This window comes from Candidatus Poriferisodalis sp. (assembly GCF_965221945.1).
In the GTDB taxonomy this organism is placed as follows: domain Bacteria; phylum Actinomycetota; class Acidimicrobiia; order Acidimicrobiales; family Poriferisodalaceae; genus Poriferisodalis.
Map to the genome: position 1 here is coordinate 2,121,485 of NZ_OZ244925.1, position 20,371 is coordinate 2,141,855.

The 20,371-nt window shown below is 65.9% G+C and carries 18 protein-coding genes; 12 read left to right on the forward strand and 6 right to left on the reverse strand.

Annotated features, from left to right (window positions below; translation table 11 throughout):
- Nucleotides 1–58 precede the first annotated feature (58 nt).
- On the forward strand, nucleotides 59–1,303 hold the full coding sequence (locus ACOQPH_RS09870) for an acyl-CoA dehydrogenase family protein (RefSeq protein ID WP_420621229.1): 1,245 nt from the start codon (nucleotides 59–61) through the stop codon (nucleotides 1,301–1,303).
- 36 nt (nucleotides 1,304–1,339) lie between these two features.
- Here ACOQPH_RS09870 and ACOQPH_RS09875 read toward each other — a convergent pair whose 3' ends face one another.
- Nucleotides 1,340–2,527, reverse strand: a complete 1,188-nt coding sequence (locus ACOQPH_RS09875; protein WP_420621230.1) for a CaiB/BaiF CoA transferase family protein — start codon at nucleotides 2,525–2,527, stop codon at nucleotides 1,340–1,342.
- Between the two features lie 179 nt (nucleotides 2,528–2,706).
- Here ACOQPH_RS09875 and ACOQPH_RS09880 point away from each other — a divergent pair, with 179 nt between their 5' ends.
- The 3 genes from ACOQPH_RS09880 to ACOQPH_RS09890 all read left to right on the forward strand — a co-directional run bounded on the left by ACOQPH_RS09880 (nucleotide 2,707) and on the right by ACOQPH_RS09890 (nucleotide 5,671).
- A complete protein-coding gene (locus ACOQPH_RS09880) occupies nucleotides 2,707–3,390 on the forward strand; it encodes a nitroreductase family protein (protein ID WP_420621231.1) in 684 nt (227 codons plus the stop codon).
- Between the two features lie 159 nt (nucleotides 3,391–3,549).
- A complete protein-coding gene (locus ACOQPH_RS09885) occupies nucleotides 3,550–4,773 on the forward strand; it encodes an aminotransferase class III-fold pyridoxal phosphate-dependent enzyme (RefSeq protein WP_420621232.1) in 1,224 nt (407 codons plus the stop codon).
- 61 nt (nucleotides 4,774–4,834) lie between these two features.
- On the forward strand, nucleotides 4,835–5,671 hold the full coding sequence (locus ACOQPH_RS09890) for an LLM class F420-dependent oxidoreductase (protein WP_420621233.1): 837 nt from the start codon (nucleotides 4,835–4,837) through the stop codon (nucleotides 5,669–5,671).
- Nucleotides 5,672–5,675: 4 nt separating this feature from the next.
- Here ACOQPH_RS09890 and ACOQPH_RS09895 read toward each other — a convergent pair whose 3' ends face one another.
- Together ACOQPH_RS09895 and ACOQPH_RS09900 are read right to left on the reverse strand one after the other, a co-directional pair.
- Nucleotides 5,676–6,512, reverse strand: coding sequence for a DUF6159 family protein (locus ACOQPH_RS09895; RefSeq protein ID WP_420621234.1), 837 nt, complete (start codon nucleotides 6,510–6,512; stop codon nucleotides 5,676–5,678).
- A 152-nt stretch (nucleotides 6,513–6,664) separates the two neighbouring features.
- Nucleotides 6,665–7,750: a DMT family transporter gene (locus ACOQPH_RS09900; protein ID WP_420621235.1), complete on the reverse strand. Its 1,086-nt coding sequence runs from the start codon at nucleotides 7,748–7,750 to the stop codon at nucleotides 6,665–6,667.
- 122 nt (nucleotides 7,751–7,872) lie between these two features.
- Between ACOQPH_RS09900 and ACOQPH_RS09905 the strand changes: the two genes are divergently transcribed.
- From ACOQPH_RS09905 to ACOQPH_RS09925, 5 genes are all read left to right on the forward strand, one after another.
- A complete protein-coding gene (locus ACOQPH_RS09905) occupies nucleotides 7,873–8,679 on the forward strand; it encodes an SDR family NAD(P)-dependent oxidoreductase (protein WP_420621236.1) in 807 nt (268 codons plus the stop codon).
- A 4-nt stretch (nucleotides 8,680–8,683) separates the two neighbouring features.
- Nucleotides 8,684–9,634 (forward strand): hypothetical protein, encoded by a 951-nt coding sequence (locus tag ACOQPH_RS09910; protein ID WP_420621237.1) that lies wholly within the window; start codon nucleotides 8,684–8,686, stop codon nucleotides 9,632–9,634.
- 79 nt (nucleotides 9,635–9,713) lie between these two features.
- Entirely contained in the window at nucleotides 9,714–10,511 is a 798-nt protein-coding gene (locus ACOQPH_RS09915; protein WP_420621238.1) for a type IV toxin-antitoxin system AbiEi family antitoxin domain-containing protein, read from the forward strand.
- 427 nt (nucleotides 10,512–10,938) lie between these two features.
- On the forward strand, nucleotides 10,939–11,202 hold the full coding sequence (locus ACOQPH_RS09920) for a hypothetical protein (RefSeq protein WP_420621239.1): 264 nt from the start codon (nucleotides 10,939–10,941) through the stop codon (nucleotides 11,200–11,202).
- A gap of 151 nt (nucleotides 11,203–11,353) precedes the next feature.
- Nucleotides 11,354–12,277 (forward strand): SMP-30/gluconolactonase/LRE family protein, encoded by a 924-nt coding sequence (locus ACOQPH_RS09925; RefSeq protein ID WP_420621240.1) that lies wholly within the window; start codon nucleotides 11,354–11,356, stop codon nucleotides 12,275–12,277.
- Between the two features lie 88 nt (nucleotides 12,278–12,365).
- On the opposite strand, the gene ACOQPH_RS09930 is transcribed toward ACOQPH_RS09925, so the two are convergent.
- Nucleotides 12,366–13,301 (reverse strand): MBL fold metallo-hydrolase, encoded by a 936-nt coding sequence (locus tag ACOQPH_RS09930; RefSeq protein ID WP_420621241.1) that lies wholly within the window; start codon nucleotides 13,299–13,301, stop codon nucleotides 12,366–12,368.
- A 114-nt stretch (nucleotides 13,302–13,415) separates the two neighbouring features.
- Between ACOQPH_RS09930 and ACOQPH_RS09935 the strand changes: the two genes are divergently transcribed.
- Nucleotides 13,416–14,654: a cytochrome P450 gene (locus ACOQPH_RS09935; protein WP_420621242.1), complete on the forward strand. Its 1,239-nt coding sequence runs from the start codon at nucleotides 13,416–13,418 to the stop codon at nucleotides 14,652–14,654.
- 25 nt (nucleotides 14,655–14,679) lie between these two features.
- Here ACOQPH_RS09935 and ACOQPH_RS09940 read toward each other — a convergent pair whose 3' ends face one another.
- Together ACOQPH_RS09940 and ACOQPH_RS09945 are read right to left on the reverse strand one after the other, a co-directional pair.
- Nucleotides 14,680–17,073, reverse strand: coding sequence for a DNA translocase FtsK 4TM domain-containing protein (locus ACOQPH_RS09940; RefSeq protein ID WP_420621243.1), 2,394 nt, complete (start codon nucleotides 17,071–17,073; stop codon nucleotides 14,680–14,682).
- Between the two features lie 56 nt (nucleotides 17,074–17,129).
- Nucleotides 17,130–17,897: a hypothetical protein gene (locus ACOQPH_RS09945; RefSeq protein ID WP_420621244.1), complete on the reverse strand. Its 768-nt coding sequence runs from the start codon at nucleotides 17,895–17,897 to the stop codon at nucleotides 17,130–17,132.
- Nucleotides 17,898–17,980: 83 nt separating this feature from the next.
- Here ACOQPH_RS09945 and ACOQPH_RS09950 point away from each other — a divergent pair, with 83 nt between their 5' ends.
- Entirely contained in the window at nucleotides 17,981–19,609 is a 1,629-nt protein-coding gene (locus ACOQPH_RS09950) for a long-chain fatty acid--CoA ligase (RefSeq protein WP_420621245.1), read from the forward strand.
- 7 nt (nucleotides 19,610–19,616) lie between these two features.
- Entirely contained in the window at nucleotides 19,617–20,312 is a 696-nt protein-coding gene (locus ACOQPH_RS09955; RefSeq protein ID WP_420621246.1) for a transcriptional regulator, read from the forward strand.
- Nucleotides 20,313–20,371 lie beyond the last annotated feature (59 nt).

Here is a 20,371-nt window from a genome sequence, read left to right on the forward strand (position 1 = left end):
GGGTTCGCCCCCAACGACAGCGGGCTCGGCCGCGATGGCCGCTGCTACCGTCCCCGCGATGACCGCCGCCGACGCTGACACCTCGGGCCCTGACACCGCGCCTCCTGAGCCTGGCAACTTCGACGATCCAGCCAGCGGCATGGACGCTGCGTCATTCGAAGGCTTCGTGGACGAGGTCACGCAGTTCCGCGACACGGTTGTGGCACCGAACGTGTCTCGCTGGGAGGGCGAGAAGCGGATGGCGCCCGAAGCTCTGCGGGAAGCGTCGAGGCTCGGAATGCTGGCGATGGAAGTTCCCACAGCGCTCGGCGGCCTCGGGATGAGCTTCGCCCAGAAGTGCCGTATCGTCGAAGTGCTGAGTGCCGTTTCGATGCCGTTCGCATTCAGCCTCGTCAACACCGCAAACGTGGCCGCACGAGTGGCACAGTTCGGCAGCGACGCCCACCGGGAGCGCTACCTGGCCGAACTCATGGCGGGCCGCCGTTTTGGCTCGTCGGCGCTGACGGAGCCCGGCGCAGGCAGCGACTTCGCCAACATCGCCACCACGGCAACGCCCGTCGAGGGCGGCTGGCGGCTCGACGGTGCCAAGGCCTGGATCACCAACGCCGCTCACTCCGATGTCATCTTCTGTTACGCGCAGACTGAACCTGGTTCGCGCGGCCGCGGCATGGCGTCGTTCCTGGTGGACGGCACGCAGCCCGGATTCGAACGCCTGCCGCCCTACGAACTCGCCGGCGGCCACCTGATCGGCACGGGGGGTTTCCAGCTCGACGGCTACTTTGCCGCGGTCGAGGACCTCATTGTGCCGCCGGGGCAAGCCTTCGTGACCGCCCTGTCGGGCATCAACGGCGCCCGGACCTACGTGGCAGCGATGTGCTGTGCCATGGTCGAGGCGACGCTCGCGGGCGCAGTTCGCTACGGCGCCCAGCGCCAGGCCTTCGGGCGGCCGATCATCGAGCACCAGGGGCTCGCCTGGAAACTCGCCGGTGTGCAGAACCGCCTCGAAGCAGCCCGGCTGCTGACCGATCGTGCCATCGATGCGGTCTCCGAATCGATCCGTACCGGCGACGCTTCGGGGGCGATCCTGCCCGCTGCGCACGCCAAGAAATTCGCCACCGAGACCGCCGAGGCCGACATTGCGGCATGCATCCAGGCGATGGGTGCGGAGGGCCTGCGCAGCGCCTACCCGTGGGGCCATCACCTCGTCGGCGCACGTATCGCGAACTACGTGGACGGCAGCACCGAGATCCAGACCGACCGCATTGCCCGTTCGCTGCCAACCATTTATCCATTCGACGCTTGAAGTCGCGCTGTGTGCGTAACCATCGACGCATCTCGCTTAGCCGAAGGCGCCCTGCTCGCGGAGCGCAGCGATGTCATCCCACGTGTAGCCGTGCTCGAGCAAGACCTCTTCGGTGTGCTGACCGAGCTCTGGCGCGACGGCGCCTGGTTCGAGCGGGGTGGCTGACATGCGGATCGGGGTGCCGATCACCACACGGCTGCCGTCGGCGTGTTCCACCCATTTCAGGTAGCCGTTGTCGTACATCGACTGATCGGCGACGATCGTCTCGTAGTCGCGGACCAGCCCGTAGCGAACCCCGGCCTCGTCGAGCGTCGCCTCCCACTCACCGAGGGTCCTGGTCGGGAACACCTCGTCGATGATGGCCACCAACTCGGCTCTGGCATCGGCGCTCAGCATGAGGGCCATGAACCGCTCGTCTTCGGCAAGATCGGGTCGGTCGAGCAATTGGGCGAAATCGGGCCATTGCGGTCCGGTGCCGCTGAGCAGGTGGATCCAGCCGTCGGCCGCTTCGACGGTGTGGAGCAGGGTCGGAACAATGGCGTGGCCCGAATGGTTCCGTTCCGGGTTGCGGCCGGTCATCAGGGTGTAGGTGATCTCGGACGCCTGGGCGTAGATCATGCCGCCCACGAGCGACACGTCGATCCGCTGCCCTGTGCCGGTCTTGGACCGATGGAGCAACGCGGCCAGAATGCCGGCGACCATGTTCTGGCAGCCGACGTGGTCGGAGATGACTGCCCCGTTGATGATCGGTGGACTGCCGTCGATCCGGGTCCCGAACATGAGCCCGCCTTCGGCCTGACCGGTCATGTCGGCTCCTTCGCGGACGGACTTGGGGCCGATAGGCCCGAAGCTCGAACCGGCGGCGTACACGAGCCGGGGATTGATGGCTGACAGGTGCTCGTATGACAGGCCCCAGGCCTCCATGGTCCCGGGCACGAAGTTGTGGATCAGGACGTCGGTCGCCTCGACGAGCCGCTCAATGGTGCTCTTCCCGCCTGGAGTGCGAAGGTCGAGCGTGACCGACCGCTTCCCTCGGTTGCACGCTTCGTAGTACGGACTTCGGGGATCGTCCGCCGAAACGGGGATGACCCGTCCCAGGTCACCCATGCCCGGCAGCTCGATCTTGATGACCGACGCTCCCAGGTCGTGCAGGGTGGCCGCAGCCTGCGGACCCTGCACCAACACGGCTAGGTCCAGCACTGTGTAGTCGTCAAGCGCTCCCATCGCCGGATGGTAACGCCCACCATTCGCGGCAGCCTCCCGGTCACTCGAAACCAACACCGCACTCTTGCGAGCGGTCGTCATGAATCTCGACTTCGCACCAACGTAAGACGACCCTCGACGTCTCGCCATTGGTCCTGGGTTGCCAAACTACGTAGACCACACCTCAAAGGACGGTGACCATGTCAGCCGCATCAGCGCAGACAGCTTCCGCGGATCTCTATCGGACGATGAGCACGCTGCGGGCCGTGCGCCGTCTTCGCACCGACCCGATTCCCCCCGATGTCCTTGAACGGGTTCTGCAGGCGGCGTGCTGGGCCCCGACTGGCGGCAACCAGCAACCATGGCGAGTGGTCGTCGCTACCGACCCGGCCGTCAAACAAGGATTGTCCGACATCTACGGGCCGGAGTGGGCGAAGTACACCGGTGGATTCATGAAGCGGCTCGAAGGCCTCCCCTCCGACGAATTCGCCAAGTGGGAGCGGGTCATAGCTGCGGGCGACTACCTGGCCGATCATCTGCACGAGGCCCCGGCGATCCTGCTGTTCTGCGCCAACCCAGCGATGATGGCGATCACCGATGCCAAGTTGGATCGGGTCAGCATGGTCGGCGGCGGCTCGGTGTACCCGGCAGTGCAGAATCTGATGCTGGCGTGCGCGGCCGAGGGGCTGGGTTGCACCCTCACGACACTGCACTGTTTCCGCGAGGACGAAGTGAAGTCGTTACTGCAAATACCCGACGGATGGGCCACGGTCGCGATGGTGCCGATCGGGTACCCGGTCGGCAAGGGCAACGGCCCGATAACTCGACTGCCGCCGGCCAACATGGCCTACCGCGACATGTTCGGTCAGGCCTGGACGAGCTGATCTGGTCCTCTGGCAACGTAATGGTCAAGGTGTGATGTGGACGCCGACGCCTCGACGCCACCTATACGAGCGGCTGAAACCGGATCAACAACCTGTTGCGACGGCTGCGTTCCGGAATCCGGTATGTCAGGCTCTCACCGTGTTCACAGGGGGTAGGTCATGAACGAACCGATGCAGACGCCGCAGTCGCGGGCGCTGTACGAACGTGCGCAGGCGGTGATACCGAAGGGCGTGTACGGGCATTACGGGCCTGCGGCGCAGAGTGCCGGACCGGTGTTCTTCTCCTCGAGCAACGGAGCCCACTTCACCGATGTCGATGGCAATACCTACATCGATTGGATGTGCGCCTATGGGCCCATGATCCTGGGTTACAACCACCCGAAGGTTGACCAGGCAGCCGCCCGGCAGATGGCACAGGGCAACACCGTCAGCATCGCCGCACCCGTGCTCGTCGACCTTGCCGAACGGCTCGTCGACATGGTCGATGGTGCAGATTGGGCACTGTTCGGCAAGAACGGCGCTGACTCGACGGGATTGGCGGTGATGGTCGCTCGTGCCGCCACGGGTCGCAAGCGAATCCTGAAGATCCAGGGCGGCTACCACGGATCTGCGCCATGGATGCAAACCCCTGGCAACACCGGCACTATCGCCGAGGACCAGGCATTCGTCATCGAAGTGCCGTGGAACGACGCTGCCGCGATCCGAGCCGCGATCGCAGAGCACCCCGACGACATCGCCTGCTTCATCTCGTCGCCGTACCACCATCCGGTCTTCGCCGACAACGCGCTGCCCGACGACGGCTACTGGGCCGAGGTCGAACAGGCCTGCCGAGCGGCCGGTGTTGCGATCATCGTCGACGACGTCCGTTCCGGTTTCCGGATCGACCTCGCCGGCTCGCACACGGCGTACGGATTCACGCCCGATCTGATGTGCTTCGGCAAAGCGCTCGGCAACGGCCACCCGATCGCTGCGCTGGCAGGCAGCGATGCACTAAAGCAGGCTGCCGGCGACACGTTCTACACGGGCACACAATTCTTCAACGCAGCGCCGATGGCCGCCGCGCTGGCGACGCTCGAAGAACTCGAGGCCGCAGACGCCGCTACCGCCATCACTGAGATCGGCGAACGGCTCGGCAAAGGCCTGGCGGACGTGGCAGCGGCGCACGGCCACGACCTGCGGGTCACCGGCGTGCCGTCGATGCCATATCTGCGCATCATCGGAGACGGCGGCTCGCGCTTTCACGCCCGGTGGATCTCCGAGTGCATGCAGCGAGGCGCCTACGTGCTCAGCTACCACAACAAATTCGTGTCGCTCGCGCACAGCGACGAGGACATCGATCGCACCTGCGACATCGCCGATCAGGCATTCACGGCATTGGCTTGACGCATCCTGATCGGCGCGGCGCCGATCGGATCCGAAATACCCACGTCACAGGAGGCGGCGCATGAAATTCGGGTTCACCGTTCCGAACAACTTCGGGGTCGAGGACCCCGCCGACGTCGTCGCTCTGGCGGTGCAGGCAGAGGAACTCGGCTTCGACTCGGTGTGGGTGAACCACCACGTACTCAATGTGGGCTACGTGTGGGACCGCCTCGGTGAGCGGCCCTACCACGATGCGCTGGTGACGCTGACGTGGATTGCGTCACACACACAGCAGGTCCGTCTGGGCACCAGCGTGCTGGTGATGCCGTACCTGCACCCGATGGTGCTGGCCAAAGAGCTCGCAACGCTGGACCGACTCAGCGGCGGCCGTCTGGTCGTAGGGCTGGGCGTAGGCAGCCTGCCGGAGGAGAACGAGCTGCTCGGCGTCGGCTACGAGGACCGCGGCGCGCTCAGCAACGAGTTCATCGAAGTGCTGGATCTACTGTGGACCCAGCCCAGCGCCGACTTCGAAGGGCAGCACTACTCGTTTGAAGGCGCCGTCAGCTCGCCGAAGCCATTGCAGCAGCCCCGACCGCCGATCCTCATCGGCGGCAACCGCCCGCCGGCCCTGCGGCGCGTTGGCCGGCTGGGAGATGGCTGGCATCCGATGATGCTGTCGCCCGAGAGCGTCGCCAAGCGGCTCCCGACCATTCGAGAAGCTGCGGACGCCGCCGGACGACCAGGAATTCCCGCAGAGATATCGGTCCGCCTCGGCGCCGATGAGCTGACCCAAGAACTGGGAGCCGAATACGCAGCCGTCGGCGTAACCGAGCTGGTGATCTCGTGGAATACCGGCGATGTGGGAGTGATCAGCGAGGGCCTCGCTGCCTTCGCCAGCGAGCACGGCCTTCGCAGCTGAGCGCCTAGCGCCGGCCCCTGCCCTTCGCCCGGAACGAGTTGCGCATCTGGTCGGCGTCGTAGCCGCCGAGCACCTGGCCGTCGGTGGCATATACGTAGAGCGCCGTCTTGAAGTAGATGCCCAAGGCACCTACTACGACCATCACCGTCACGACACCCGCAAGGCCGACGGCTGTACCGACGACGATGCCGACAGCGCCCGGAACGATCAGACCAATCAGCACGCCGACGATGACCGCGGGGAGCATCAGCACGAAGCCGAGCAGGCCGAATCCCGCTTGAGAGATCAGGTTCTCGCCCCAGGTCTGTCGAACCAGACCGCCCGACCGTTTGATGCTGGAGATCGGCCCTTCATCATCGACGATGATGGCGGGAACGACGAGATAGGTGGCAATGGCCCAGGCTGCCTCGGCGAACCACGTGAGGATGCTTCCGAGCGCTCCTAGGCGCTCTCGGAGCATTCGAATCAGGATGCCGACGGTGGCAGTGATGACCGCCCAGCCAAACAGGCTCGGCAGGTGCATCGCAGCCCGACCCATGGCGCTGCGCACGGTGGGGTCTCCACCCGACATCCGGTCATAGGCGCCCGCCACAAGCGCCCCTTCGAAGAAGACGCCGATGGCTGTTGCAGCCACGACAAACAAGAAGCCGAGTACCGCCATGCTGCCGCTGACGCTGCCCTCCTCGACATCGCCGACGACGAAGCCCACTACGCATGCAGCAGCAACGAGGGCGAGAATCGCGAGCATGCTGAGGACTGGCAGCCACAGCAGTTCCCGGTCCTGCTTCAGCAATGACCACGAGGTCTTCGTCAGTCGCCACGTATTTGCCATTCGGCCCATTGCCATGCTCCTAGGTGGGTCGGCTCCCCGCCGACGGAACGAAAGCAGCACCCGCAGGTCACGCTGGAGCGCCGCGCCGAACCCGAGCGTACCCAGCTCACGTGACACCGGATCATCACGTCGGTGAACGCGCTGCGACGGGCCGCGCCGGCTCAGCGAGCGGTGCCTGCCGGTTCGGGTTCGCGACGCGAGTTGGTTGGCGTGCGAATCACCATCGCCACCGAGAACAGCACAACGGCGCCGCCGGCGAATTGGGTCAGCGTGACCGGCTCCGCGTGGATCATCCACGCCAGCCCCACCGCCACGATGTGCATGGCCAGCACGTACAGCGACGACCGGGCGACCTCAATGTGGGCATGGCACCAGGTCATGAGGACGTGACCGAACACGCCGGTGACGAACGCCACGATGACGATCCAGAGCCAGTCGTAGCCGCCGAACTCCCGCCAACCCTCCGGCGAGACCCACAGCAAGGTGGGCGGGATTGCCGCAATCAGCGACCAGAAGTTGATGCCGGCCATCCACTCCATTGGATCCACGGCGCTCGCGGAGCGCGCCATACGCGTCAACACGAAATAGACGGTGAACGTCAGCACCGACATTGCGGTCAGGAACAGTCCGAATGGACTTGCGCGGAAGTCTCCGCCGGCACCAGCGATCACGCCAACGGCACCGCCCACCCCGAGCATCGTGAAGGCGATCTGGCGGAAGCCGACCCTGTCGCCGAACAGGGGTCCCACGACCGCCAGGAGCATGGCCGGCTGCAGGGCCATCATGACCGACATCACCGAGATCGTGACCTCCTGCACTGCGGCGAAGACGAAGACCATGTTGATGCCGAAGGACAGACCCGGCAGCATTGTCTGCCAGAACACCCGCCGAGACAGCCAGCGGCCGCGCAGCGCCAGCACTGCCAGCAAGAACGGTGTCGACATCCCGAAACGGATGACAGCGCTGACCATCGGGGGCGCACTGAGCAGCTTCGCTATCGGCGGGCCCATGCCCCAGGAGATGACGACGAGCCCCATGATGACGAGCGGTAACGCGGCGCTGGTGGGACGCACAGGCATTACCCCGTCGGCGGGCCTCGGTAGTAGGGAAGTTCGGGCGCCGTTGAGGGGATCCCCGATGTCACCTGCTCGACCGATGGCAGGCGCCACAACGAAGATGGCACCGCCTCGGCTCGACGGTTCGGGGATGCTGCCGCCCCACGGCGCAGCCCGATCCGATCCCCTCACCCGAGCGAGGCTAGGGCTGTTTCGCCGGCTGAGCCCCGGATCGCCGTTCGTCCGGTAAGGGGCAGCCTCCGCCAATACGCTGCGATCCGCAGGCAGTTCAGCCTGCGGCACAGGGAGAAACCATGACCGACGAGGCCAGCGCCGACGACATCGGGTCCGAAAGCAGCCTGGCACCGCAGTGGTCGATTGATCTCAGTGGCCAGACGGCGTTCGTCACCGGCACTACCTCAGGATTGGGCAGGCGCTTCGCCACCGTGCTTGCTGCGTGCGGTGCCAGCGTGGTCATCTGCGGCCGGCGTGTCGAGCGGCTGAACGCCCTGGCGGCCGAGTTGGAGGCCGACGGCGCAACAGTGCTGCCGATGCCGCTCGATGTCACCGACACCGAGGCGCTGTTCGGTGCCGTCGCAACCGCCGAAGAACAGCTCGGGCCGGTGCAGATCCTCGTGAACAACGCCGGCAAGCCCGACGCCCGCCTGGCGCTCAAGATGGACCCGGCGTTTGTGGACGAGATGATCGCCACAAATCTCACCTCGCTGTTCCACCTGTCCTGTGAGGTCACCCGGCGACTGATCACGGCTGAGCTGCCGGGCCGGATCGTCAACATCTCCTCGGGGGCCGCCTTCAGGGCACCGATCGGGACCTCGATGTACGCCGTCACCAAGGGTGCTGTCGTGCGCATGACCGAAGTGCTGGCGCAGGAATTCGCCCGTTACAACGTGAACGTCAACGCCATTGCCCCGGGCGCGTTCGAGAGCGAGATGATGGACGGCATGCTCGAACGCATGGGTGACATCACCAAGATGTTCCCCCGCCGACGCCTCGGCAAGGCCTCGCAGCTCGACTCGACGCTGCTGTACCTGGTGTCGCCGCTGTCGGATTTCGTTTCGGGAACCTGCATCACCGTCGACGACGCGCAAGGAGCCGGCTGAGGTCGTGAGCGCGGCTGACACCACCGCTGGCGTCGGGCTCACCGACCTCGAGGTGGCGGCGCAGCACTGGCAAGAGCACGGCTGGGTGCTCGTGGACGGGCTCGTGCCGACCGCGGACATCGATCATGCGGTGGAGGAACTGTGGAACCTGTACCCGCACCCTGATGAGTTCCACGCCGACGACCCCGCTGTGCGAGATCGCTTCGTCGGCAGCAGCTTCAACCAAGGCCACAAGTTCCCCAAGGCCGACGCTGAGGGCGCCGCCTTCCGGCCCAAGCAATTCCTGGGGCACAACCTGTTCCCCTACACGTCGCCGCGGCTGAACCGGCTGCAGGTGCATCCCAACGTCACAGCGTTCGCCAGACTGGCGATGGGCATCGATGACATCCGCATCTACCAGGCCCGCATCTGGGGCAAGTACACCGGCGTCACCAACTACGAGCAGCCCTTCCACCAGGATCGGAACCACAACGTCGTGCCCGACCGCCTCGAGCCCGGCTGGTGGAACCTGGAGGGGTTCCTGTACCTCAGCGACGTCGAACCTGATGTGGCGCCGACCGAGATCGCGGGAGGCCCAGCCGACACGTCACGGCCCTACGACGGGCCACCCGAGGGCGAGCGGTTCTCCGCCGCCGGCGGCCGGGGCTCGTATCTGGCATACCGGCCCGACGTGTGGCACCGAGGTGTCGACCTGACGCGGCCCGGCGGCAGCCGCTTCCTCATGAGCGCCTCATTCAAGCCGGCAGGTGCCGACTGGATGGGCTACGACAACGTGCAACCGGTGACCGTCGGGCGGCCGTGGATCACGTTTGCTGCCACTTGTTCGCCTGAGGAGTTAGCGCTGTTCGGCGCCCCACTGCCCGGCCATCCGTACTGGACTCCCGAGCTGGTGAACGCCCTCGAACGTCGCTACCCCGGCATCGACGCCAGCCCCTACCGGGCCGCCCTGGCCTGACCGTCCGCAGATGGCGCGTGTGACATTGTAAATCCAATAATTCCTCTGAAATCGGAATTAATGGATTTACAATATCCATATGGACCAAATTGGTGAGCCTGGAGGGCTGTCGGGCGCCCGTCGGCGAGAGCTTGCGATCCTGTTCGGAGACGGAGCGCGAACAGTGAGCGTTGAGGCTGCCGCCGGTGCGCTGGACGTGAGTCCAGAGACTGCTGCGAGGCGACTGTCGGCCTTGGCGTCTCGAGGGTGGCTGAGGCGGATTCGTCGAGGGTTGTACCTCGCGGTGCCAGTAGATGCGAAGAACCCTGGTGCCTGGACAGAGGACCCGTGGTACCTCGCTGATCTGGTGTGGAAGCCCTGTTACATCGGAGGGTGGTCAGCCGCGAATCACTGGGCGCTAACCGACCAGGTCTTTCGATCGACCATCGTCATGACAGCCCAACGGATAAGGCGGGTCGAGCAGGAACTCGCAGGGGCCGCTTTTGTGGTGCGCCACGTCAACCCGGAGCTCCTGACGTGGGGCCTTGAAGGGGAATGGCGCCATAACCACCAAGTCCTTGTGTCCAGTCCTCAACGGACGGTCGCCGACTTGCTCTCGAACCCAGCGCTGGGTGGCGGAATTCGCCACTCAATGGAGATCCTTGATTCACTGCTGGCTGACACGAGCATCGACAGCCTCCTTGAGGCCGTGAGGCGCCTCGGCAACGGCGCCGGTCTCAAGAGACTCGGTTATCTCTTGGAGCAACTTGGACACAGCGCCGACGCAATCGACGAACCCATGACCACTGGTATCTCGCTCTTAGACCCAGCGCTGCCGGCCGACGGTTCGAGATCGCCCCGATGGGGTTTGCGAGTGAATGCGGACGTATCCGCGTGATTACACAGCGCGAGATTGCTAAGTGGACGATCAACAAGTGCGGCATGCGGCTCGTCTTGGACGATCGGTCGTATCGCCCAGGGCGTTAGCGGATAGGTGACGTCTCGGAGAGCTGCCGTCGTGCGTTCCTCGTGCAGATTTGCCGCCTGTGGCGGCATTTCTGCGCAAAGTCCGACGCCAGGCAATTTTCTGCGTAAATTTGCCGCCTGTGGCGGCATTTCTGCGCAAAGTACAGGCCGTCGAGGCTGCCGGGCATCGACGCCGAGCGGCCCGGCGCGGCAGCATCGCTGTAGGCGACCATCGTCTAGCGAGACGACCTGGCCTGACCGCCGGAGACGCAGTCTCTACCGCGCAACCTTTGTGACTCGTCTTATGCTGCCTTCTCAGTCATGATTGAGTCGCATCTGAGCTGTGACGGAAGTGCGCTATGGATCAACTGGCCGCCCGGGAATCCGAAGACGACTTCGAAGCTGCAATGCGTCGTCTCGCACAACGCGAGGGTGTGTCGTTGAACAAGGCTGCACTGAGATTGCTGCGCAAAGGCGCGGGTCTGTCCGACGACGCTGAACGAACCGACATGGTCGGCACATCGCTCGACCATCTGATCGGCAGCTGGACGCCGACTGAAGCTGACGAGATCGACCGCGCTCTCGCGGACTTCGAGACCGTCGACGAGGCCTCCCGGGCGTGAGGCTCCTCCTGGACTCCAACGCGTACTCGCTGCTCATGCGAGGACACGAGCAGGTGGCAGAGCTGGTGCGAAACGACGGGCTTGTCTGGGTGCCGATCTCAGCGAGCTGAGCCCTTCGGCGACCCAGCGCCGCGCAGTAGCGTCGGCGGCCATGAGCTTCTTCGGACCTGATCATTTCGAGACCATCACCGACGGCCTGATCTTCCCTGAAGGACCGGTGGTACTCCCCGACGGTTCAGTGGCCGTCGTCGAGATCGGGCGTGGCACCATCACCCGTGTCGATGTGTCCGATGGACGCAAGGACTTCCTGGCCACGCCGGGCGGAGGTCCGAACGGTGCAGCACTCGGTCCTGACGGTGCGCTGTACGTATGCAACAACGGCGGCTTCGAGTGGATCACGGTGCGCGGGCGGACAGTTCCCGGCGAGGTAGCGAAGGACTACACCACCGGACGGATCGAGCGGATCGATCTCTCCACCGGCGAGGTGGACATCCTCTACGCCGATGTGAACGGCGTTTCGCTCAAGGGGCCGAACGACATCATGTTCGACTCCACCGGCGGCTTCTGGTTCACCGACCACGGCAAGACCCGCGAGCGTGACCGTGACCGCGGCGGGCTGTACTACGCCAAGGCCGACGGCAGCCATATCGAGGAGATCGTCTTCCCGATGGACGGACCCAACGGCGTCGGCATCTCACCCGAGGAAGACCGCGTCTATGTTGCCGAGACCTTCCAGGGCGCCATGTTCGCCTTCGACCTCGAGGGGCCGGGCAAGGTGGCCGCTGGCGTGCCCTCACGAGGTTGGTTCCTGGCGCGGCCCGAAGGTCGCAAGTACTTCGACTCGCTGGCGATGGATGCAGACGGCAACGTGAGCGTTGCGACGATTCTCACGGGTGGCATCAGCACCTTCACCCGCGAAGGCGAAGAACTCGAATTCGCTCCCACCGACGACTCCGCCACCACCAACATCTGCTTCGGCGGCGATGACATGCGCACTGCGTACGTCACCCTGTCAAGCACAGGCCGCCTCGCCGTCGGCGACTGGCCCCGCCCCGGCTTGAAGCTCCCCTTCTAGAAAAGCAATCCTCAGGCCAGGCAGCGGGGCATGGCGCCACCGTTGTAGGCGACGTGTCTGATGGGTCGCCTCCGGCCGACGGCGACTCTTATGCCAGGCAGCGGGGCATGGCGCCGCCGTTGTAGGCGACCATGTCCATGATCGCCCGTTCGACGCCGGGGAATTCGTAGCTGCCGGGCGTGGCCTCGCGATATGCGACATGGAGATTGCCGGCCAGCCGTTCGGGATCGGTGTAGCGGGCATGTGACCCGAGGTCGCTTGCTTGTGCCTGCTCCAGCGGAGAGCGGCCGGCTGCGATTCCCTCAGCCGCGCAGTCCTGCACGAAGCGCAGGTACGAGCGCTGTTCACCGAGGACCCGCTCAATGTCGTCGCCGCCGAAGTGCGGACCGTGACCCGGCACGATCACCTCGGCGCCGTAGCCCTCAATGACATCGAGGGCGTCCAGCGTCCCCGACACCGACCCGAACAGGGCGAACGGCGTACCCCCGTGGAAGATCAGGTCGCCGCAGAACAACGTTCGGCAATCGGGCAGCCACGCCAGGATGTCGCCGTTGGTGTGCGCCACGAAGCCCAGGTCCGACAGCTCGATACGCCGGTCGTCGAGGTGCAGCACCGTCGAGCCCTCGAAGGTCACGTCGGGCGCCCGGAAGCTCAGGTCCCCCCAGTCCACGCCAGGAAACACTGCGCTGTAGTCGGGTATCCCTGCCGCCACCATCACCTCGCGGCACGCCGTGTGCGATACCACCGTGGCATCAGCGAACAGGTAGTTGCCGTGGGTGTGATCGGCGTGATGGTGTGTGTTGACCAGGATCGTCACCGGGTTGGGGGTCACCGACGCGATGGCATCGAGGTAGGCGCGCGTGCGGCGCTCGGTGGAGGTGGCGTCGATGGACACGACACTGCGGGACCCCACCACGAACCCCATGTTGTTGATGAACCAGGTGCCGTCAGGCTGCACGTAGCTGTACACGCCCGGTGCCACCTCGCTGAGCTGCGCTGCCTCGACTGCTGCATGTCCCGACATGTGACCTCCCCGGATCCCGGCGAACAGGCTCCGCTTCTACGGCGAAGCGTAGGACCCGTCGCCTACGCTGGGGAGCGCCTCGGATCGCGCCCGCAGGGACTCAAGGGAGCCGCCATGAGCACGACTGCCGACATCGACAGCTCTTCGGTAGAACGGGACTTCGACGTCTACAGCGACGAGTACATCCAGGGCGCTGCTGACGTCTGGGACGATCTGCGCCCAGAGTGCCCAGTCGCTCACAGCAGCCACAACGGCGGGCACTGGATGCCCACCACCTGGGACGACATCGCCGCAATCGCCTACGACACCGAGAACTTCAGCTCCCGTGACATCGCCGTGGCGCCCACACCCGAAGGCGTCGGGCTGCTCACCGCCCCGCCGATCACCTCGGACCCGCCGTTCCATACCGACGCCCGGCGGCTGCTGCTGCCGTTCTTCGGGCCCACGGCCGTCGACGAGATGGTGGAGGTCACCCGCAGCATTGCTCGCGAGCGCATCGATGCCATCGTCGCCGAAACCGGGGTGGATCAAGGACGTTCCGGTGTCACTGACGCGGCCGACACCTACTCCAAGCACATTCCGGTCCGGGTCATCGCCCGCATCCTGGGGCTGCCCGAGTCCGACGAGCCGGACTTCACCCGCTGGGCCGTCGACGTGCTGCAGTCCAAGGGCGACGAGTTCGACCGGCGAGCAAACGCCACACGCGAAGTGCTCCAGTACTTCGGCGAGCTCACCGACGAGCGGAGGCAGGAACGGGCAGACGATCTGCCGTCAAAGCTGCTCGACATGCGGCTGCCAAACGGCGACCCGCTGGCGAACCACCACATCACCGGTGCCAGCTTCCTGCTGCTCTTGGCCGGTATCGACACCACGTGGAGCTCGATCTCGGCCAGCTTGATGCACTTGGCTATGCACCCTTCCGACCGTGAACGGCTGGTGACGGAACCCGAGCTCATTCCCACCGCCATCGAGGAGTTCCTGCGGGCCTACGCGCCGGTGACGATGGCCCGGGTCACTGCCACCGACGATGCACAGGTCGGCGGCTGCCCGGTCGCTCATGGCGACAAGGTGCTGCTGCCATTCGGGGCCGGCAATCGCGATCCGTCGAAGTTCGACCGTCCCGATGAGGTCATCATCGACCGGGCCGAGAATCGGCACTTCGCCTTCGGGCTGGGCATCCACCGATGCCTGGGCTCAAATCTGGCCCGCATGGAGCTCAAGGTCGCCATCGAGGAGTGGCTGGAGCGGTTCCCGAAATTCGAACTCGCCACCGACGTCGGCCGCGGCGGAGTGGAATGGGGCGGCGTTCAGGTACGCGGCCCCCGCAACCTGCAAATTCGCGTCGGCATCTGATCTTCACGGCGCCTCCGCTGGCGCCTCACTCGCCGAGAGCGTCAGACAGTTCCTCGGGCGTCATCATCACGTCGCGGGCCTTGGAGCCATGCGAGGGACCCACAACGCCCCGCTGCTCGAGCAGGTCCATGATCCGGCCGGCGCGGGCGAAGCCGATCTTCAGCTTGCGCTGCAGCATCGAGGTAGAACCGAGTTGGGTCTCCACCACGATGACCATCGCCTGCCGCAACAATTCATCGTCGTCGGCGTCGCCTGTGGTGCCGCCCGGAAGTCCTGTCGCACCTGCTGACGCTTCGGCCCCCTCGACGCCTTCGACATAGCTGACCTCGGGTGCCTGCCGGCGCCAATGGGCCACTACGTGGGCAATCTCCGACTCGCTCACCCAGCTGCCCTGGATGCGGCGCGGAGTGCTGGAGTTGGCGGACAGCAGCAGCATGTCGCCTTGGCCCACCAGACGCTCGGCGCCCGGCTGGTCCAGGATGACTCGGCTGTCGGCCAGGCTCGACACGGCGAAGGCCAGCCGGCTGGGAATGTTTGCTTTGATCACGCCGGTGATGACGTTCACGCTCGGGCGCTGTGTTGCAACGACCAGGTGGACGCCGACGGCTCGAGCCATCTGAGCCAGACGGGTGATGGAGTCTTCGACGTCGCGGGCCGCCACCATCATCAGGTCGTTCAGCTCGTCGACGACCACCACGATGAACGGCATCGATTCGTGTTGCTGGTCTTGGCCGAGCAGCTCGCTCTCGTTGCTGTGCAGCGCTCCGTCGAGCACGGCTGCGTTGTAGCCGGTGATGTCACGGAAGCCCGCTTCGGACAGCACGTCGTAGCGGCGCTCCATTTCCCTCACGGCCCATGCCAGGGCGTTCGCGGCCTTGCGCGGCTCGGTCACCACTGCGGTCAGCAGGTGGGGCAGGCCGTCGTACTGACCCAGCTCGACCCGCTTGGGGTCGACGAGGATCATTCGCACCTGGTCGGGGGTGGACCGCATCAACAACGACGAGATGATCGAGTTGATGCACGACGACTTGCCCGAGCCGGTAGCGCCTGCAATCAGCACGTGGGGCATCGTGGCCAGGTTGAGCATCACCTCGCGCCCCGAGATGTCCTTGCCCATCGCCACTTCGAGCGGGTGCATCGCATCGGCCGCCGCCTTGGAAGACAGGATGTCGCCCAACGCGACGAGGTGGCGGTCGGAGTTGGGCACCTCGATGCCGATCGCCGAACGGCCGGGGATCGGCGCCAGGATGCGGACATCGGCGGCCGCCATGGCATACGCGATGTCCTTGTGCAGGGCCGTGACGCGGGACACCTTCACGCCCGGGCCCAGCTTCAGCTCGTAACGCGTGACTGTGGGGCCAGGCTCCCAGCCGGTCACCTGCGTTTCCACGCCATGGCTCGCGAGCGCGGCCACCAGCGCTGCGGCTCCTGCCGACAGCTGCGCCCGGTCGAACTGCTGGGTGCCGCTGCGCTTGAGCACCGACTGCTTGGGCAGCTTCCAGCGCGGACGCTGGCCTCCGGCCCCGGTGCCCCGCGGTGCCGCGCGCGCGGCCGGTACGGGTGGGGGTACGACGTCTCCACCGAGAGGCTCGACGAAGGTGGGTGGCGACGGCTCGAAGGATGCTTCGCGAGGCTCGGAGGCGCTCGGATCGAGACCTGGAATCGGGGCCCCCTCCGCGGCCGGCAGCTCGCCTGCGGGCATCTGTTCGCCACCGGTCGCGTCCAAGTCGTACTGCTCGGCATCGAATGAGGGCGGTTCGGGATCGGTGCCCACACGCTGCAGGCTCCGGGCGCCTTTCGACACAGAGCCGCTCAGCGTCCGTCCGAGCGCAGCAACGCCGGTCCACATCCAACGCAGGACCTGACCGAGGCCGACGTTGCCGACGATCATGACGGCGAACAGCATCACGAGCAGCAGCACGGCCCACGTCGCGGGGTCGTCGATGAGACGTCGCAACGGCTCGGCCACAGCGGCGCCCAGCACTCCCCCGCTGCGGCGCAGGTCTTCGAGCTCGGGTCCGAAGCCGTCCGCGGACCCCGACAGGTGCGCCGCTCCGGCGAACGCGACCGTCAGCAAGCTCAGCCCGAACGCGGCGCGACCGCTGCGCTCTGAGGCCGTCATGCGGGCGAGAGCCACCCCGATCCAGATGAGCAGGATCGGCACCGCGAAGCGGAACACACCGAGCAAGACGGCAAGCCCGTTCTCGAGGAGTCGGCCCACGACGCCCGCCCGGTCGCCCAGCAGGCCAAGCCCGCAGATCACGGCAAGTGCGAACAGCGACAGCGCCACGATCTCGCGAGATCGGCCGCTCAGGGCATTGCGGACTACCCGGGACAGGCCGCGCTGGGAATCTCCCCGCGTCGAAGACTTCGACGCATCCTTCGAGCCTTCGGCCCCGACAGTGCCCTTCGCACTCACCTCTGCGAGAGTACCGAGACGGAGCTGAACCTACGGAGACCCACCGAGGCCGCCGCTCAGCAGTCTTGCGGACCAGCGTCGATGCGGCGTTGCTCGGCCGCTTCGTGCTCACGCCTGATGCGAGCGCGCTCGGCGTTCGCAGCTCGGTGCTGGTTACGGGCGGTCTGCACCACAATCAGCACGAACATCGCGACGGTGAACGGGATCGAATAACGATTGACGAAGTCGATGACCGTGCCGAGCGGCCCCGAGAACAGATCGGCCACCCACCACACCAGCGCCAAGCGAGTGATGGTGCCGGCCAGATTCACCATCACGAACGGCAGCTGGCGCATCCGCGCAATTCCCGACAGCAAACACATCGGGTAGCCAGGAATGGCGAACAGCAGCAGCCAGCCCACACGGGGGAACCAGCGCTCCAGCCAGCCCATGGCCCTGATGATGCGATTGCGGGGACCCAGCTCGGCCGCCAGGTAAGCCTTGGCATTCGGGCCGTAGTCATAGCCCAGCCGGTACAGGAACGGGTCGGTGATGAACAGGCGGGTCACCCCGATGGTCATGAAGGCCCACAGCGGGGCTTGGTGGGCCACGCCGAGCAGGATCGGATCGGTCGCGTTGAGCGACAGCAGCAGCAGCGGCGCCCGCGCAATGAGGGCAGCAAAGAGGATCTGCCCGGCGTAGGCCGCCAGGGCAAAGCCCACGGGCACTGCTGCCAGCAGCTGCATACGCCGCCGATCCGCGTCAGAGATCGCATCGCCCGGCGATGCTCGCTCGGAGTCGACGGCCTCGGTCGTCGTCGGTTCGTCCCGGCCGTCGTCAACCACCTCGGCCGAGGCTACGCGCCGGCGCCGACACCACACCGGCATGCCCGGGAGGCCCTTGGTTGCGCCCTCTAGCCTGCGGCGTCATGGACTCGACGATGATGGACCTGCCGCTCACCTTGGACCCCTTCGTTGAACGCGCTGAGACGCTGTTCGCGGACAAGGAGGTCGTGACCGCAACCGCCACCGGCATCGAGCGCACCAACTACGGGCGCTGGGCCGAACGGACCCGGCGCCTCGGCGGTGCACTTGACGACCTCGGCATCTCCTCAAACGGCCGAGTGGCCACGTTCGCATGGAATACCGACCGTCACCTCGAGCTGTACTTCGCTGCGCCGTGCTCGGGTCGGGTGCTGCACACGCTGAACATCCGGCTGTTCGCTGAACAGATCACCTACATCGCCAACCACGCCGAAGACGAAGTGGTCTTCGCAGACCGTTCGCTGCTGCCGATCCTGTGGCCACTGGTGGACGAGATGACGACAGTGCGCCATGTGGTCGTCATGGACGACTCAGGCGGTGGCGACGCAGCCCCTGAGGTTCCCGACGATCCCCGCATCGTCGACTACGAGGAACTGCTGGCCGCCGCGACCCCATCGGGCTTCCGGGTCGCCGACGAACGCCAGGCGGCGTCGATGTGTTACACGAGCGGCACCACGGGCGAGCCCAAGGGCGTGGTCTACAGCCACCGCTCCACCTATATCCACACGCTGGCCGCGATGCTGGTCGATTCGGCTGGCGTCTGCGAGAGCGATGTGATTATGCCGGTCGTGCCGATGTTCCACGCCAACGCCTGGGGTCTGAGCCATGCGGCGGTCGCAGCGGGGGCCAAGCTGGTCAATCCCGGTCCGAATCTGGCACCCAAGCCGCTGGCAGAGCTCATCGAGGCCGAACGGGTCACCCTCGCGGCCGGCGTGCCGACGATCTGGATGGGCGTGCTCGGCGAGCTCGAAGGGCGAGACGTGTCGAGCCTGCGAGCAATCCCGTGCGGCGGTTCGGCGGTGCCCAAAGCGCTGTCGGAGGGGTACCGGGCTACGGTCGGGCTGCCGATCCTGCAGGCATGGGGCATGACCGAGACCAGTCCGCTGTGCTCGCTCGCCCATATCCGCTCAGGCCAGCAAGGCCTCGACGACGATGCAAAGGCCGATCTGCGCACCACGGTGGGAACGGTCCTGCCGACTGTGGAGTTCCGCATCTGCGAGCCCGACACCACCAACGAGCTGCCCCACAACGGCGAGGCGTCCGGTGAGCTGCACGTGCGCGGCCCATACGTGACCGGCTCGTACTACAACCGGCCCGACGCCGCCGACTCGTTCACCGACGATGGCTGGCTGCGCACCGGCGACGTGGCCACCTGTGATCCGAACGGCTATATCCGGCTCGTGGACCGCACCAAGGACCTCATTAAGTCGGGCGGCGAGTGGATCAGCTCGGCCGAGGTGGAGAACGAGATCATGAGCCACCCCAAGGTGGCCGAGGCTGCGGTGGTCGCGGTGGCATCAGATCGCTGGATGGAGCGACCGATGGCGTGCGTCGTGCCCGTTGAGGGCGAGACGATCACCCACGACGAGCTCATCGAGTACCTGACGCCGCGGATGGCGAAGTGGTGGCTGCCCAGCGCCACCCAGATCATTGAAGAGGTTCCGAAGACCTCGACGGGCAAGTTCTCCAAGAAGACGCTGCGGGACCGCTTCGGCGATCTCGTCGTGGAGTGACGCCAGCGTGAGCAACGTCGACGTTGAACTAGCTCAGCCATACCGCTCCGAGCCGCGCCTGATGGTCTGGCTGGCGTTGCGCCTCAAAGGACTCGGCGAGATCGATGACGTTGCCGCGATCCACGGACTTGAACCCGACGAGACCGAGTGGCTGCTTGCCGAACTGGATGCGTCCGGGCATTGCATGTTGCGCAAGGTCGGCGGCGTTCCGAAGTTCATCCTGACGCCGAGCGGTCGTGACGAGGGGGAAGCCGCGTTGGCCGACGAGCTGGATGCCGCCGACGCTCGGGAGCCCGTCACTGCGGCCTACCAGGAATTCGGGGCGCTGAATCCCAAGATGCTGCAGCTGTGCACCGACTGGCAGCTGTGGCCAGCCGATCATCGGGCAGCGGCCGATGCGGGACCTGGCGACGGCGGGCGGCTCAACGATCACAGCGACGCCGACTACGACGCAGCGATCATCGAGCGGCTGGAAACGCTGCACGGCGAGTTGGCGGGAGTGCTGGAAGCGCTCAACAGCGTGATGGCTCGTTATGAGAACTATGCGCCGCGATTCGCTGAAGCGCTGGGCAAGCTGCAGGCCGGCGACCTGGACTACCTCACTAAGCCGATGATCCCCAGCTACCACACAGTGTGGTTCGAGCTGCACGAGGATCTGCTGGCGACGCTCGGCATCAACCGGGCCGACGAGGGCAGCGTCTAGCTCCCACCCGAGCCACCCCCACGGCCCGCCAGCCGCCGATCTCAGTACCGCTGCGGCAG